This is a genomic window from Neopusillimonas aromaticivorans (genome assembly GCF_030344915.1).
GTDB classification, from domain to species: Bacteria; Pseudomonadota; Gammaproteobacteria; order Burkholderiales; family Burkholderiaceae_B; genus Neopusillimonas; species Neopusillimonas aromaticivorans.
In genome coordinates, this window is record NZ_CP128233.1 from 1,937,391 (window position 1) to 1,951,730 (window position 14,340).

General features: G+C 58.8%; 12 protein-coding genes and 5 pseudogenes. 11 read left to right on the forward strand and 6 right to left on the reverse strand.

All coding sequences use genetic code 11. The annotated features are described in order from the left end of the window. Positions 1-6: 6 nt before the first annotated feature. Positions 7-956, forward strand: a pseudogene (gene fmt / locus N7E01_RS10705) (methionyl-tRNA formyltransferase). Here fmt and rimO read toward each other — a convergent pair. Then, positions 938-2,254: a 30S ribosomal protein S12 methylthiotransferase RimO gene (gene rimO / locus N7E01_RS10710; RefSeq protein WP_289172876.1), complete on the reverse strand. Its 1,317-nt coding sequence runs from the start codon at positions 2,252-2,254 to the stop codon at positions 938-940. The pseudogene fmt and the gene rimO overlap by 19 nt on opposite strands. 166 nt (positions 2,255-2,420) lie before the next feature. Here rimO and rsmB point away from each other — a divergent pair. The 5 genes and pseudogenes from rsmB to N7E01_RS10735 all read left to right on the forward strand — a co-directional run bounded on the left by rsmB (position 2,421) and on the right by N7E01_RS10735 (position 7,375). Beyond that, positions 2,421-3,751 (forward strand): annotated as a pseudogene (gene rsmB / locus N7E01_RS10715) (16S rRNA (cytosine(967)-C(5))-methyltransferase RsmB). Next, on the forward strand, positions 3,748-4,005 hold the full coding sequence (locus tag N7E01_RS10720; RefSeq protein ID WP_289172877.1) for a hypothetical protein: 258 nt from the start codon (positions 3,748-3,750) through the stop codon (positions 4,003-4,005). Before rsmB ends, N7E01_RS10720 begins: the two are co-directional and overlap by 4 nt. Then, positions 4,002-4,331 carry a DUF4390 domain-containing protein gene (locus tag N7E01_RS10725; protein ID WP_289172878.1) on the forward strand — a complete coding sequence of 110 codons (330 nt, stop codon included), beginning with the start codon at positions 4,002-4,004 and terminating at the stop codon, positions 4,329-4,331. Before N7E01_RS10720 ends, N7E01_RS10725 begins: the two co-directional genes overlap by 4 nt. Continuing rightward, entirely contained in the window at positions 4,328-6,664 is a 2,337-nt protein-coding gene (locus N7E01_RS10730) for a sensor histidine kinase (protein ID WP_289172879.1), read from the forward strand. The genes N7E01_RS10725 and N7E01_RS10730 overlap by 4 nt, the downstream gene beginning before the upstream one ends. Before the next feature lie 10 nt (positions 6,665-6,674). Next, positions 6,675-7,375 (forward strand): annotated as a pseudogene (locus tag N7E01_RS10735) (response regulator). A gap of 19 nt (positions 7,376-7,394) precedes the next feature. On the opposite strand, the pseudogene N7E01_RS10740 reads toward N7E01_RS10735, so the two are convergent. Next, positions 7,395-8,302: pseudogene (locus N7E01_RS10740) on the reverse strand (methyltransferase domain-containing protein). A 78-nt stretch (positions 8,303-8,380) separates the two neighbouring features. Between N7E01_RS10740 and N7E01_RS10745 the strand changes: the two are divergent. Next, positions 8,381-9,121: a ComFC family protein gene (locus N7E01_RS10745; protein ID WP_289172880.1), complete on the forward strand. Its 741-nt coding sequence runs from the start codon at positions 8,381-8,383 to the stop codon at positions 9,119-9,121. A 16-nt stretch (positions 9,122-9,137) separates the two neighbouring features. Then, positions 9,138-9,608: a tRNA (cytidine(34)-2'-O)-methyltransferase gene (locus N7E01_RS10750; protein ID WP_289172881.1), complete on the forward strand. Its 471-nt coding sequence runs from the start codon at positions 9,138-9,140 to the stop codon at positions 9,606-9,608. A gap of 3 nt (positions 9,609-9,611) precedes the next feature. Here the strand turns inward: N7E01_RS10750 and N7E01_RS10755 are convergent, their stop codons facing one another. From N7E01_RS10755 to N7E01_RS10770, 4 genes and pseudogenes are all read right to left on the reverse strand, one after another. After that, positions 9,612-10,676, reverse strand: coding sequence for an NAD(P)H-dependent glycerol-3-phosphate dehydrogenase (locus N7E01_RS10755; protein ID WP_289172883.1), 1,065 nt, complete (start codon positions 10,674-10,676; stop codon positions 9,612-9,614). Positions 10,677-10,681: 5 nt separating this feature from the next. Further along, a pseudogene (gene secB / locus N7E01_RS10760) lies at positions 10,682-11,187 on the reverse strand (protein-export chaperone SecB). Between the two features lie 56 nt (positions 11,188-11,243). Next, a complete protein-coding gene (grxC, locus tag N7E01_RS10765) occupies positions 11,244-11,501 on the reverse strand; it encodes a glutaredoxin 3 (RefSeq protein WP_289172884.1) in 258 nt (85 codons plus the stop codon). Positions 11,502-11,537: 36 nt separating this feature from the next. Then, positions 11,538-11,951: a rhodanese-like domain-containing protein gene (locus N7E01_RS10770; protein WP_289172886.1), complete on the reverse strand. Its 414-nt coding sequence runs from the start codon at positions 11,949-11,951 to the stop codon at positions 11,538-11,540. A gap of 89 nt (positions 11,952-12,040) precedes the next feature. Between N7E01_RS10770 and gpmA the strand changes: the two genes are divergently transcribed. From gpmA to N7E01_RS10785, 3 genes are all read left to right on the forward strand, one after another. Next, complete coding sequence (gene gpmA / locus N7E01_RS10775; protein WP_289172887.1) at positions 12,041-12,793, forward strand: 2,3-diphosphoglycerate-dependent phosphoglycerate mutase; 753 nt, start codon at positions 12,041-12,043, stop codon at positions 12,791-12,793. A gap of 5 nt (positions 12,794-12,798) precedes the next feature. After that, on the forward strand, positions 12,799-13,023 hold the full coding sequence (locus tag N7E01_RS10780) for a hypothetical protein (RefSeq protein ID WP_289172888.1): 225 nt from the start codon (positions 12,799-12,801) through the stop codon (positions 13,021-13,023). Positions 13,024-13,147: 124 nt separating this feature from the next. After that, positions 13,148-14,329, forward strand: a complete 1,182-nt coding sequence (locus tag N7E01_RS10785; protein WP_289172889.1) for a murein hydrolase activator EnvC family protein — start codon at positions 13,148-13,150, stop codon at positions 14,327-14,329. Positions 14,330-14,340 lie beyond the last annotated feature (11 nt).

Here is a 14,340-nt window from a genome sequence, read left to right on the forward strand (position 1 = left end):
TCGGTCATGCGCGTTGTCTTTGCCGGTACCCCCGAATTTGCCCGCATTGCGCTCGATGCCATCCGCGCAGCAGGACACGACGTACCGTTGGTGCTGACCCAGCCCGACCGGCCATCCGGGCGTGGTCTGAAGCTCACGCCCAGTGCGGTCAAGCAAGCCGCCCTTGATGCCGGCATCCCGGTTCAGCAACCACGCAGTTTGCGTCTCGACGGCAAATATCCCGACGAGGCCCAGGCGGCTCGCCAGGCACTACTTGATGCCCGTCCCGATGTCATGGTCGTGGCGGCGTATGGCCTGATCCTTCCGCAATGGGCGTTGCAGCTACCCAAGGCAGGTTGCCTGAATATCCATGCCAGCCTGTTGCCACGTTGGCGGGGGCCGCGCCAATCCAGCGTGCCATCGAAGCCGGTGATACCGAAACAGGTATTGCCATCATGCAGATGGATGAAGGGCTGGATACCGGCGATATGGTGCTGGTTCGAGCCCTGCCGATTACGCCTGAACATACGGCGGCGCGGTTGCACGACGAGCTGGCGGAGCTGGGCGGTCAGTGCATTGTTGACGCCTTGAAGGGTGTCGAAACCAGCAGCCTTGTACATACACCCCAGCCCGAGACCGGTGTGTGTTATGCCGCCAAGCTCGACAAGGCAGAGGCCGCGCTTGATATTTCATTGCCGGCGCAGGTGCTGGCTCGTCGCATTCGTGCGTTCAATCCGGTTCCTGGCGCTACCATGCAGCTGGCCGGTTGGCCAGCACCGGTCAAGGTCTGGTTTGCCCAGGCCTTACCAGGCCAGACAGGAACCCGTCCGGGGCAAATTGTTTCTGCCACGGCGGCCGGTCTTGATGTCGCAACAGGGGATGGGGTGCTGCGCATTCTGGAAGCGCAAAAACCCGGTGGAAAGCGCCAGGACATTGGCGCCTTCCTGAACGGCTCACCTTATATTGTTTCGCCGTAAAGGTCGTATTCGTCTGAGTCAGTGACCCGTACCCGGACTTTGTCGCCGGGTTTCAGGGTGCGTTCGGTACTGACGAATACGTTGCCGTCGATTTCAGGCGCATCAGCGCTGGAACGACCGATGGGGCCGTCTTCATCAATTTCATCAATCAGAACATCGATGTCCTGTCCGACCTTGCGGGCCAGGCGTGCGGTGGAAATGGCTTGCTGGTGTGCCATGAAGCGTTCCCAGCGATCTTGCTTGATGTCCTCGGGTACGTGGTCTGGCAGCTCGTTAGCCTTGGCGCCATCGACGGCCGAATACTGGAAGCAGCCGACGCGATCAAGCTGGGCTTCGGACATCCAGTCGAGCAGATACTGGAAGTCATCTTCGGTTTCGCCGGGGAAGCCGACAATGAACGTCGAACGCAAGGTCAGGTCGGGACAGGTTTCGCGCCACTGCTTGATGCGAGCCAGGGTCTTGTCTTCAAACGCGGGCCGCTTCATCAGTTTCAGGATGCGCGGGCTGGCGTGCTGGAACGGGATGTCAAGGTAAGGCAGGATTTTGCCGTCGGCCATGAGGGGAATGACCTCGTCGACATGCGGGTAAGGGTAGACATAGTGCAGGCGCGTCCAGATGCCGAACTCTGACAAGGCTTCACAGAGTTGGGTCATGTGCGTCTTGATGGGGCGCCCGTTCCAGAAGCCGCTGCGGAACTTCACGTCAACGCCGTAGGCGCTGGTGTCTTGTGAGATAACCAGCAGTTCTTTGACCCCGGCTTTGACCAGGCGCTCGGCCTCGCCCATGACATCGCCAATCGGGCGGCTGACCAAGTCGCCGCGCAATGACGGAATGATGCAGAAGCTGCAGCGGTGGTTACAGCCTTCAGATATTTTCAGGTAGGCATAGTGACGCGGGGTCAGCTTGATGCCCTGCGGCGGGACCAGATCGGTATACGGGTCGTGACTGATATTGGGCGGAGCAGCCTCATGCACGGCGCGTACGGCCTCTTCGTATTGTTGCGGGCCGGTTACGGCCAGTACGGAAGGATGCACATTGCGAATGACTGATTCTTCGACGCCCATACAGCCAGTGACAATGACGCGCCCGTTTTCAGCGATGGCTTCACCAATGGCCTCAAGCGACTCGGCTTTGGCACTGTCGATGAAACCACAGGTGTTGACGACAACCACGTCGGCATTATCGTAGTCGGGAGTGATGGCGTACCCTTCGGTGCGCAGTTGTGTCAGGATACGTTCGGAGTCGACCAGCGCTTTGGGGCAGCCCAGGCTGACAAAACCGACTTTTGGGGAACTCATGCGTTAACCTCGTTAGCCTGATTAAGGCTTGATAGAAAAAAGAATTTTACTGCGTTGCGCTGCCTGTGGCAGGGCGGTGTGCCAATGATTTAATGCTACATTCCGACAGAGTGAATTTTTAAGGTTTTTTGACAACGTGACCGACCCCGCTTCGATTCGTTATTCGCTGGCTGATACCTTGCTGGCCAGCGCCAGGGCCTTGCAAGCGGTTCATGAAGGCCAGTCATTGTCTGATGTGCTGGGTCAGGTGCCGGCCGCAACGCGTGGGGCAACCCAGGCCGTGACATTTCATGTGTTGCGCAATCTGGGCCAGGCTCTGGAAGTGCGGCATATGCTGGTGCCTAAAACGCCGCCTGTACCTTTGCTGGATGCGTTATTGCAGGTGGCCTTGTGTGTGCTTGATACCGCCATGCAGGCTGAAGCCCTGGTTGCTGCGGGTAAAACCCCGCGTGCCGATTGGCCGGTTTATGCCGTGCATACGGCGGTCGACCAAGCGGTTGAAGCCGTTGCCGGCCACCGGCAGATCCGGCCCTTCAAAGCCTTGATGAACGGAGTTTTGCGGCGCTTCACTCGCGAACGCGACGCTATTTTAACGCGTGCCAGGGGTAATCCGGAGGCGCGCTGGAATCACCCCAACTGGTGGGTTCGGCGTATCCGGCAGGCCTGGCCCGAGCACTGGAAAATGGTATTGGGGGCGGCCGATTTCCCTCCACCCATGACGTTACGCGTTAATGTCCGGCAGTGCTCGCAAGCGCAGTTGCTGGCCGAACTGGCCGCCTCAGGTATTGCCGCGCATGCCCAAGGTCCATCCGGTGTCGTTCTGGCGCACCCCAGGCCGGTACATGACGTCCCCGGGTTTACGCAAGGGTGGTGGTCGGTACAAGACGAATCTGCCCAGTTGGCGGCGCCGCTGCTGGGTGTGAAACCCGGTATGCGTGTGCTTGATGCCTGTGCAGCGCCGGGGGTAAAACGGCGCATTTACTTGAGTTGGCCGATATTGAATTGCTGGCCCTGGATGCCGATCCGGTACGGCTCGAGCGGGTACAACAGAATCTGGATCGATTGCAATTGACTCATGCGGGTGTCCGGCTGCTGGCCGCTGACGCATCAAAGACAGACCCATGGTGGGATGGGCAACCCTTTGACGCTATTTTGGCGGATGTGCCCTGTACCGGATCAGGCGTGGTGCGACGTCACCCTGATATCCGCTGGCTGCGACGCGAAACTGATATTGCCCGTACTGTTGCCTTGCAACGCCGCATCGTCAAGGCGTTGTGGCAAACATTGAAACCAGGCGGGCATTTCTTGTATGTGACCTGTTCGGTGTTCCCGCAAGAAGGTGAAGAGCAGGCCCGGTGGTTGCAGGCTCAATACCCGGATGCCGTGCGACTGGAGGCTCCTGGACAGCTGTTGCCGACCGGGCCCGAGGCGGGGGACGGCTTTTTCTATGCCTTGTTTGCAAAGCAGACTGGTGTGGATAAAAATAACACGCCATGACCTTCGCTCGTTCTCTGGCCTTCTTGTTGCGGTTGTGTCTGGTGCTTTGCGTCACCGGCGGGCTGGCAACTGTTCGGGCAGACCAGATTTCCAGCATCGAGCCGGTCGTGAAAAATGGTCAACTCTATATCGACGCCGATATTGATCTGGTGATTGACGGTGAGTTGCGTGAGGCTGCGGAAAAAGGTGTCCCCTTTATTTCACCGCCGATCTCGAAATTGCGACCGATCGCTGGTGGTGGTTCGACAAGGTGATGGTCGATCAGCAGCACTCCTGGCGACTGTCGTACAACGTGCTGACCCGCCAATGGCGGGTGGGCTCCGGCGATCTCAACATGCCGGCCGCAACGTTTGAAGACGCATTGGCTTACGTGCGTCATATCCGGGGTTGGGCCGTAACGTCTGTCGAGGCGTTCGAGCCTGAAACAACCTATCGTGGCCGTTTGCGTTTGCGGCTTGATACGTCCAGGTTGCCTCGCCCGTTTCGCATAGACTCCTTCAATAGCAGCATTTGGTCAGTCGTGACCCCATGGAAAGATTTTTCGTTTTCAATTTCTCCGCCAACGCCCGACCTGCCGTGAAGTGGGCAATACGCGTTACGCTGGTCATTGCGGTGGCCAGTGCTTTGGCGTTGCTGGCACTGCTGGTCTGGTCAACGGGGAATGCCTCTCGCTTTGCCCAGCACTATGACCTGCTGCTGGCAGTCAATGCGGTTTTTGCCGTCACTCTGGCGTTCTGGGTGGTGGTCCTGGCGGTGCGCCTGGTGCGACAGATTCGTCGTCGTCAGTTCGGTGCACGCCTGACCGCGCGCTTTGCCCTCTCGTTCGTACTGATCGGCGTGTTGCCAGGGGCATTGATTTATGTCCTGTCCGTTCAGTTCATGTCGCGCTCCATTGAATCGTGGTTTAACGTGCGGGTTGATACTGCCCTGGAGTCCGGGCTGAGTCTCGGGCGTGCCGTACTTGATTTGCAGTTGGCCGACCTGAATACCCGGGCACGACAGATGGCGACGCAGCTTGACGACAAGTCGGATGCCGACATGGGGGTTCTGATTTCGAAATTGCGTGAAGACGGTGGTGCGGGCGAGGCCATGGTGTTTTCCGGCAGTGGCCGGTTGGTGGCTTTTTCAACCGGAGACTACGGCAAGCTGATTCCCGATGGTCCGCCGTCCCATGTCATGAATCAATTACGGGTGGCTCGTCACTATGCGGCGGCCGAGGTCGATGAAACCAGCAACGGGGTAGGTCCGGAAGGTGATTCATTTACCGGGTTGTTTCTGCGTGTTGTAGTACCTATTACGCGTCTCGATCGCTCGGCGACTTCATTGGGGGTAACGCCGGATGTGCGCTGGTTGCAGGTCATCCAGCCGGTAGCCGAGCAGATTGCGCGTAATGCCAGTCAGGTTGAAGCCGGGTTTCGCGACTATCAGGAACTGGCCCTGTCCCGCCAGGGGTTGCGCAAGCTTTACGGTATTACGTTGACGCTGGCGCTGATTCTTGCCGTGTTTGCCTCGGTTGTCGTGGCTTTGGGGGTGTCGCGTCGTCTGGTGCGTCCGTTGCTGACGCTGGCAGCAGGTACCCAGGCCGTAGGTGTGGGTGATTATCGGCCTTTGCCTGAACCCCCAGAGAAAGACGAGGTTGGTCAGCTGACCCGTTCGTTCAATGCGATGACGCGTCAGCTCGACGAGGCGCGCCAGATGGTCGAGCGTAATCGTCAGCAGCTTGAGCGTACCAATGTCTATCTTGAGTCCGTGCTCAGCAACCTTTCATCCGGGGTGTTGGTGTTCGACGAGGGGTTTCGTGTCAACTTGTTCAATCATGGTGCACAGTCCATTTTGCGGGTGGATCTCAGGTCGGTCAAAGGTCGCCCGCTTGAAACCGTTGATGGTGCGTTCAAGCTTTCCCAGTTGATCCGGCACGCTTTTGCAGCGCATGCCGCCGTCGAGTCTGAGCGTCCGTTCTGGCAGCAGCAGTTTGAACTTGAGCTCGAAACGCCGGTAGACAATGGTACGCGTGAAGATGTCGTGACTTTGCTGGCGCGAGGTACGCATCTGACCATCGATGGTCGTGCCAATGGTTATCTGGTCGTTTTTGATGACATCAGCGAGGTGATTTCGGCAAACCGGACAGTTGCGTGGGGTGAGGTCGCACGACGCCTGGCGCATGAAATTAAAAATCCGCTGACGCCCATTCAGTTGTCTGCTGAGCGGCTGGCCATGAAACTGGCTGACCGGCTTGGAGAGGCAGATGCCGCGATGCTGATCCGGTCAACCAACACCATTGTGAATCAGGTCGCTTCCCTGAAGAAAATGGTCGATGATTTCCGCGAGTATGCCCGGACACCGCCTGCGCAGATGCAGTCGCTTGATCTGAATGTACTGGTTGCTGAAATCATGACCCTTTACGGGTGGGATCCTGCCGGCATTTCCACCGACGAACAAACCGGTCTGTGTATCGAGGCCGAGCTTGAGCCGGGATTACCCGCTGTCGAGGGAGATCCCAACCAGTTGCGTCAGGTTATCCATAACTTGCTGGCCAATGCCCGTGATGCCCTGGCGGGAGCAGGCGCAACAGAAGCTAAAATTCAGGTGCAGACCAAGTTGACTTTGTCCCGTCTTGCTGATGATGGCAAAGAAACCCAGGCGGTTCGTTTTACCGTGTCCGATACCGGGCCTGGTTTTGAGCCGCAGGTATTGACGCGGGTTTTCGAGCCCTACGTCACGACCAAGTCCACGGGTACCGGTTTGGGGTTGGCCATCGTCAAAAAGATTATTGAAGAGCACGGTGGTCGTATCGATGTATCCAACCGCCGCGAGGGTGGGGCCCGGGTCTCCATTTTGTTCACGCGTCTTGTAAACTCATCCATGACGCTGGACGAAGCCGGACCGGGGTACGATAATGCGAAAAAAATATAGGTGAAGCTTTATGGCCAGAATACTGGTGGTAGACGACGAAGTCGGCATTCGGGAGTTATTGTCCGAAATCCTTTACGACGAGGGGCACACCGTCGAGCTGGCAGAAAATGCGGCTCAGGCGCGTGCTGCACGGCAGCGAACGCGTCCTGATCTGGTATTGCTGGATATCTGGATGCCCGACACCGATGGTGTCAGCCTGTTGCGTGAGTGGGGGTCGCAGGGTTTGCTCGATATGCCGGTCATCATGATGAGTGGCCATGCCACCGTCGATACGGCTGTCGAGGCTACACGCATTGGCGCTGTCGATTTTCTTGAGAAACCCATTACGCTGCAAAAGCTGCTTAAGACGGTCGCCGCTGCCCTGGCGCGCCCGGTTATCCGCTCTTCCGCTGCGCCTGTTGCGGCAACGTCCGCTGTGGCGCCGGTTGTTGCACATGCAGAAGCGGCCGCCGCCCCGGTGGGGCACATGCCGTCGAACCAGCGGTTTCCCTCGAACCCCATGCGTTGCAGCTTAGCAATATTCCGCTTGATCAGCCCTTGCGTGATGCTCGCGACGAGTTCGAGCGCATTTATTTTGAATACCACCTGGCGCGCGAGAATCACAGCATGACCCGGGTGTCAGAACGTACCGGGCTTGAACGTACCCATCTGTACCGCAAGCTCAAGCAGCTGGGTATTGACGCATCGCGTCGGCGCCAGGAATCCCGCTAGATACTACGACAAGGCGCCCTCAGGGTTTCGGCCTTCGCGTGATCGCGTTGGCTGAAATGCGCGTTTCACCGGGTGCGCTGTGCCACGATTTGGCGCGCCAGGCGTGGCCATAGGCGACTTCCAGGGTTAAATGAATGGTGCCGTCAAGGTGGCGCTGCTTTTCCAGGGCATCGAGCAAACGCTGGCGCCATTGCCTTCCGACCAGGCCTGTGCGGCGCGCCGGGTGTGGGTTGCCGCCCAGATGTCTCAGGTCTTCAAGCAACTTTTCAGGGGTTCGGTAGGTCAGCGTAAGCGTTTCCTGATCCATGACAGGATCTGCAAAGCCCGATTCCACCAACAGATCGCCGAAATCGTGCATGTCAATGAATGCGGGCGTGGCTGTTTCGAGGCCTGCGCTGTGTAATGCACTGCGCAGTTCCTTGAATGTGGCGGGCCCCAGACACGAAAACATGACGACCCCGTCAGGTCGCAGCAAACGGCGCCATTCCGACAGCACGGCATGCGGCCGATCATGCCAATGCAAGGCCATGTTTGACCAGATTAATGGGGTTTGTTCGGCCGGCAGGGGTACCGTGGCCATGTCGGCACACAGAAATTCTGTCTTTGGAACGGGTTTGTTGCGCAGCCGGTTCCAGAGCCCGAGTTTGCCAGCGTGACGTTCGCGGGCGATATCCAGCAGTGGATTGCAGTGGTCAATGCCGACGTAGCCCGCCGTGGGTAGCGCGCGCGCAGTGGTTCGATGGCGTGTCCTGCGCCACAGCCTGCGTCCAGCACGATATCAGGCGATACGCGGATATAGCTCAATCGCTGCAACATGCGCTGGGCAATTTCACCGTAGAGAAACTGGGCGGCATCAAGTGGGGTGCGTCGGGCGAACTGCAGCGCGACATGACGGGTGCTGACAGGGAGTGTGGGTAAGGATGACATTATTGCGCGTACAGGCTTGGCGAATGGGCCGCCCCATGATCAGATAGACGGGTCAGACAGCAGATTCAGGGGGTAATTATGGCGCATAGAACGTCGCTGCGCGAATGGTTCGGGGCGATTTTGGCCTGCTGCCCCGGTGATTGTCCTTTATGCGGCACACGCACTTCGGGCGGTCTGTTGTGCCCTGACTGCGAGCTTGAGGTGTGTCGCAGTCTTTTCGCCATGACGCCGCGTTGTGTCTGTTGCGCACTCGTGCTGGATCGTCATGGCGACTGTCCGGATTGTCGTGCCAGACAGCCGCACTATGACCGCGTCATTGTTGCCTTCGATTATGCCTTTCCGGGTACCTTGCTGATTCATCAACTCAAGCGGCAGCGCCGGCTTCTGGTGGCAAGGGTGTTGTCCAGCCTGCTGGCGCATCAGGTGCAAGCCGGCTTTCCCGCGCTGGCGAACGATACAATGCTGCTGCCCGTTCCGGCCAGCCGAAATTCGTTGCGCGAGCGCGGGTTCAGCCCGGCCGCTGAAATCGCCCGACATCTGGGGCATGCACTGCGTTTGCCGTGTCGTACCGACGTCTTGTTCCGCCACCACGAATCTGCTCCCCAGAAACAACAAGGGCGCCAGCAGCGGTTGGCCGGGGCCCTCGGGTTGTACGGGTGCAGTCGTGCCGTTGCAGGGTGTGACGTCGCTCTTGTCGACGATGTCATGACAACCGGAGCCACACTGGATGGCATCGCGGCCGTGGTGCGTCAGGCCGGGGCACGTTCTGTGTGTGGTTTTGTTGTTGCTCGCACGCCTTTACGCGGGCGCACGGATTGAACCTTTGGTGAATTGAATGTTTCATATTGTTTTGGTTTCCCCTGAAATTCCGCCCAATACGGGTAATGTCATCCGGCTTGCGGCCAATACCGGTGCTCAGCTGCATTTGGTCAGGCCGCTGGGGTTTGAGCTTGATGACAAGCGGTTACGCCGGGCAGGTCTTGACTATCATGAGTGGGCCGACGTCAAGGTACATGACAGTTTGCAGCAGGCCTTTGATGTTATTGGGGGCGACCCTTTACGACGGTTTGCCCTGACGACACGGGGTCAGTCCCGACTTGGCAGTTGCCTGTTCTTGCCCGCCGATGTGTTCGTTTTTGGGTGTGAGACCGCAGGTCTTTCTGCAGAGCAGCTGGCGTTGTTTGGGCCGAAACAGCGATTGCGCCTGCCCATGCGTCCACAGCAGCGAAGCCTTAATTTGTCCAATGCGGTTGCGGTTACCGTGTACGAGGCGTGGCGTCAGCAGGGGTACGACGGTAGCGTGTAGTGCTTATGGGGCAGGTTGCCCGGAGGTTTCAGGTTTTGCCTCGCGCGATAGCAGGCCCGATACAGCTTCGTGAGGCGCCAGCCCGTTGAACAAGACGCTGCAAACCGCCTGGGTAATGGGCAGCTCGATACCCTGTTTTTGTCCCAGCGCAAGGGCCGCACGGGCACAGCGTACCCCTTCTGCAGTCATGCCGTTGGCCAGAATGTCCGGCAGGGTCCGCCCCTGGCCGATGGCCAAACCCACCTGCCGGTTGCGCGATAACGGACCGGTTGCCGTCAGTACCAGATCACCCAGACCGGTCAGGCCTGAAAAGGTTTCCGGGTTGCCACCCAGCGCGACGCCCAGGCGCTGGATTTCTGCCAGGCCTCGCGTGATGAGCGCAGCCCTGGCGTTGGTTCCCAGTGCCAGCCCGTCACAGATGCCGCAGGCGATCGCAATCACATTTTTAAGGGCGCCACCCACTTCAACGCCGATAACGTCGGAACTGTTGTAAATGCGTGCGGTGGTACCGTGCAAGGCCAGAGTTGTGCTTGCGATGACCCGGCTGCTCGTACTGGCGACCGTGAGCGCCACGGGCAGGCCCTGAGCGACCTCGCGGGCAAACGAGGGGCCCGATATCACGCCAAGCCCTAGTCCGTCCAGGTGCCCGAGTGCCGCCTGAACAACCTCATGGGGCAGACGGCTGCTGTCTTGTTCAAAGCCTTTGCAGGTCCAGACGAGGCTGAGGCCGGCGTAGCTGTGGTGCGCCAGCCGCGAAGCCAGGTCATTGCAGAGTTGGGCCAGCCCGGCTACGGGTACGCCAAGAATGATCAAACCCGGATTGTCTGCGTCAGTGACGGCATGGGCTATGGCCTCGTCCAGGCATGTCGTTGCCGTCAGGGAGAGTGGCAAGACAATGTCTGGCAAATAGCGCGGGTTCTGGTGGGTTGCATTGATGGTGTCAACCTGCTGCGCATTGCGCGCCCATAGCAGGACATTGGCGTTGGTGCAGGCCAGCGCTGCCAGGGCTGTACCCCAGCTACCGGCCCCAAGAACGCTGACGCTTAATGGCGCAGAAGGTAATGACACGATGTTTACTGGCGTGTTGCGCCCGGAGGCAGTTCAATGCTTGATTGCTGGGCTTCAACCAGTTGCGCCAGACGTTGCTCGTAGAGCGCCTGGAAGTTGACTTCGGCCAGGTGCAGGGCGGGCAACGTGGTGCGAGTGATGGCATCGGCCACCGTGGCGCGCAGGTAGGGGTAAAGCATGGTGGGGCACACGATGCCCAGTAGCGGATCGAGCTGTTCTTCCGGGATATTGGCAGCCTCAAAGATGCCTGCCTGGGTCGCTTCGATGAGATACAGGGTTTTATCCTGGATCTTGGTGGTGACCGTTACCGTAACCGTTGATTCATAGATGGTTTCCGCCAGGCGCTGACCGCCGACGTTGATGGTGACTTCAACGCTCGGGCCTTCCTGTTCCAGGAAAATTTGCGGTGCGTTGGGCATCTCGAGGAGAGATCTTTGACGTAGGTACGTTGCAGATTGAACGCGGGGTCCTGGTTGTTGTTGCCTTGAGCGGCTTGGTCCTGATCGGCCATTTGTCTTCCTGTAAGTCGTTGTTGATTATGCGGCCAATGTGTGGCCGCAAAGGATTTTACGCGTTCAGCAGCGGCATCAGCCCGCCGGCGCGGTCGAGGGCAGCCAGGTCGTCGTAACCGCCGACGTGGGTGTCATCAATGAAAATCTGTGGCACAGTGCGGCGATTGGTGCGAGCCATCATGGCGTCCCGTTGCGAGGGGTCTGTGTCGATACGGATTTTCTGGATTTCGGTGACGCCGCGTTGCTTGAGCAACATTTCTGCGCGAACACAGAATGGGCAGACGGCAGTGCAGTACATGGTAACGATAGCCACGGTTTTCCTTTCGTGCGTTGGGTATGTTGCTGGGTATCAGTGTTTGCCGGAGGTCGGCATGCCGGCTTCTACCCACTTGGTCAGGCCGCCTTCCAGGCTGACCACGTGTTCAAAGCCGCTTTTACGCAGCTTGTTGGCGGCGCCGACCGAAATGCGACCGTGGTCACAAAACACGATAAGCGGCTTGTCTTTGGGCAGGGTGTTGATTTTGGCGTCGATGTCGGCCAGCGGAATATTGCGGGCCTGGGCGATGGTGCCGGCTTTGAAGCGGTCGTGCGGGCGGACATCGATGAAAATGCCGTTGTTCTGGTTGCTCAGGCGCACGGCTTCGGAAACCGGGGCGACAGTGGCGCGACTGCCCCGCATGAGGGTAGGCCACAGCAGCATCAGGCCGGAAACGATGGCAATCAGTAAAATATAGAGGTTGTTGTCACTAAGAATGAAATCCACGATGTGTTCCAGGTTGAGGCTTCAAGAAGTCGATATTTACCAAGATTATAAAATGGACACGATAATTCAACTTTTAGGTCTTTTTTGTCATGCATAAACTCGTACTCATGCGCCACGGCGAAAGCCAATGGAACCTCGAAAACCGATTCACTGGCTGGACTGACGTCGATCTGACGGAAACCGGGCGCGAACAGGCCCGCAAAGCCGGCGAGCTGCTCAAGAAGGAAGGCTTTGAGTTCGACATCGCCTTTTCGTCGGTTCTTAAACGCGCTATCCGTACGCTCTGGATTACCCTTGACGCCATGGATGCCATGCACACGCCGGTGGGTCTGAACTGGCGCCTGAATGAACGTCATTACGGCGCATTGCAGGGCTTGAACAAAGCTGAAACGGCAGCCAAGTACGGGGACGATCAGGTGCTGGTCTGGCGTCGTGCCTATGCCATCGCGCCCAATCCGCTAGAGCGCGATGATCCCCGTCATCCGCGATTCGACAAGCGGTATTCGAAGATCCCGGCAGATCAGCTGCCGGCAACCGAGTGTCTGAAAGACACTGTCGATCGCGTGGTTCCTTTCTGGAATGACTCCATCGCACCGGCCCTGCGCTCCGGCCGTAGTGTTCTTGTGGCGGCTCATGGCAACAGTTTGCGTGCATTGATCAAACACCTTGACGGTATTTCCGATGACGATATCGTCGGTGTCAATATTCCCACCGGCCAGCCGCTGGTCTACGAACTCGACGATGACCTGAAACCCATTCGTCATTATTATCTGGGCGATGCCGCTGAAATCGAAGCCGCAATGGCAGCGGTGGCGGCACAAGGCAAAGCCAAAAAGGAATAAGCATCATGCGGCGTGCGCTCGGTTGCGCGATGTTGGTCCTTTGGTCGGGCGTCGTGTCGGGCAATCAGTCCTCCGAGGCCTTGAAGGCCCGGCAGGCCGAGGCGCGCCGTCAGCAGGCAGAGGTGCAGGAACGCATTTCTGCCCTGCAAAAGAAATCGACCGGCAAACGGTCTCTCGAGCCGATGCGGCAACTGCGCTGCGTGAATCCGAGACGGCCATCTCCAACCTGAATCGTCGGCTCGACGAACTGGTTGGGCAAGACAAGGCCATGCGTGCCGATCTGGCGTCGCTGGCCGAAAAATTTCGCAAGGGCGCTCCGAGGTCAAACGCCAGCAGGCCGAGCTCGCTGACCAGTTGCGGGCGCAGTATGCCAGTGGCCTGTCGCCCTGGACCGCCCTTTTGTCCGGCGAAGACCCTCAGCAAATTGGCCGCGAGCTCAGCTATCTGGCTTATGTTTCACAGGCTCAGGCCGATGCGGTGCGCGCGCTGGATGACGGGGTGAAAAAACTGGCGCAGCTTCAGGCGTCGCGTACCCGTCGTCAGGTCGAACTGAAGGCGCTGACGGAAGAAACCGAACAAAAGAAAACAGAACTTGAAGCACAGCAAGCCGAACGTCAGAAGGTTCTGGCGCGCATTGAGGCCGACTTGAAGCAGCAGCAGGCTCAGTCGATAACACTGGAACGCAACGAGAAGCGTCTTGAATCGCTGGTCGATGGTTTGCAGACTGAAATCGCACGCCAGCAGGAAGCCGAGCGCATTGCGCGTGAAAAACGTGCTGCTGAGGCGGCGCGTCGGGCACAGCTGGCCCGCGAAAAAGCGGAACGCGAACGCCGTGAGGCCGAAACCCGTGCCCGAGAGGCGCAGGAAGCCGCAGAGCGTGCGCGTTTGCAGGCTGAACCGGTGAAGGTGTCCCCTGAGGAAGGGGTTGTCACTGTTCAAGCGGAAGATGTTGAGGCCAGTCGTGTGCCCGAAGCGGACGCGGGCAAGGCTTCTCAAGGTGCAACGCAGACGCCGTCACCCGCCGCGCCTGAGGCACGTCCGGCGGTTCCTGCACCTGCTCCGCCGTCGCCGGCCAAGCCCGAGGCACGTGCGCCCGAACCTGAATCTGAAGTCGCTGATGAGTCCGATGCGGAACCTGTCGCTCCATCCGGTGGTCTGAGCAAAAACATGGCGCCACCGGTAAAGGGTGAAATCCAGGGGCGGTTTGGCATGGCCCGCCCCGATGGCGGTGTCTGGCGCGGTATCGTGTTGCGTGCCCCCGAGGGCACCCGGGTGCGTCCGGTAGCCTCAGGCAAGGTGGCATATGCCGGTTGGTTCAACGGGTTTGGTAATCTTATGGTCATCGATCACGGGCAAGGTTTTCTTACGGTGTATGCGTATAACCAAAGCCTGTTGCGTCAGGTCGGCGATGTCGTGCGGCCCTCTGACGCGATTGCCACGGTCGGGGCAACCGGCGGTCAGGTTGAGTCCGGTCTATACTTCGAAATCCGGCAAAACGGCAAGCCCGTCAATCCGCAGCTTTGGTTGAAACGCTAGCGCGTCAATTC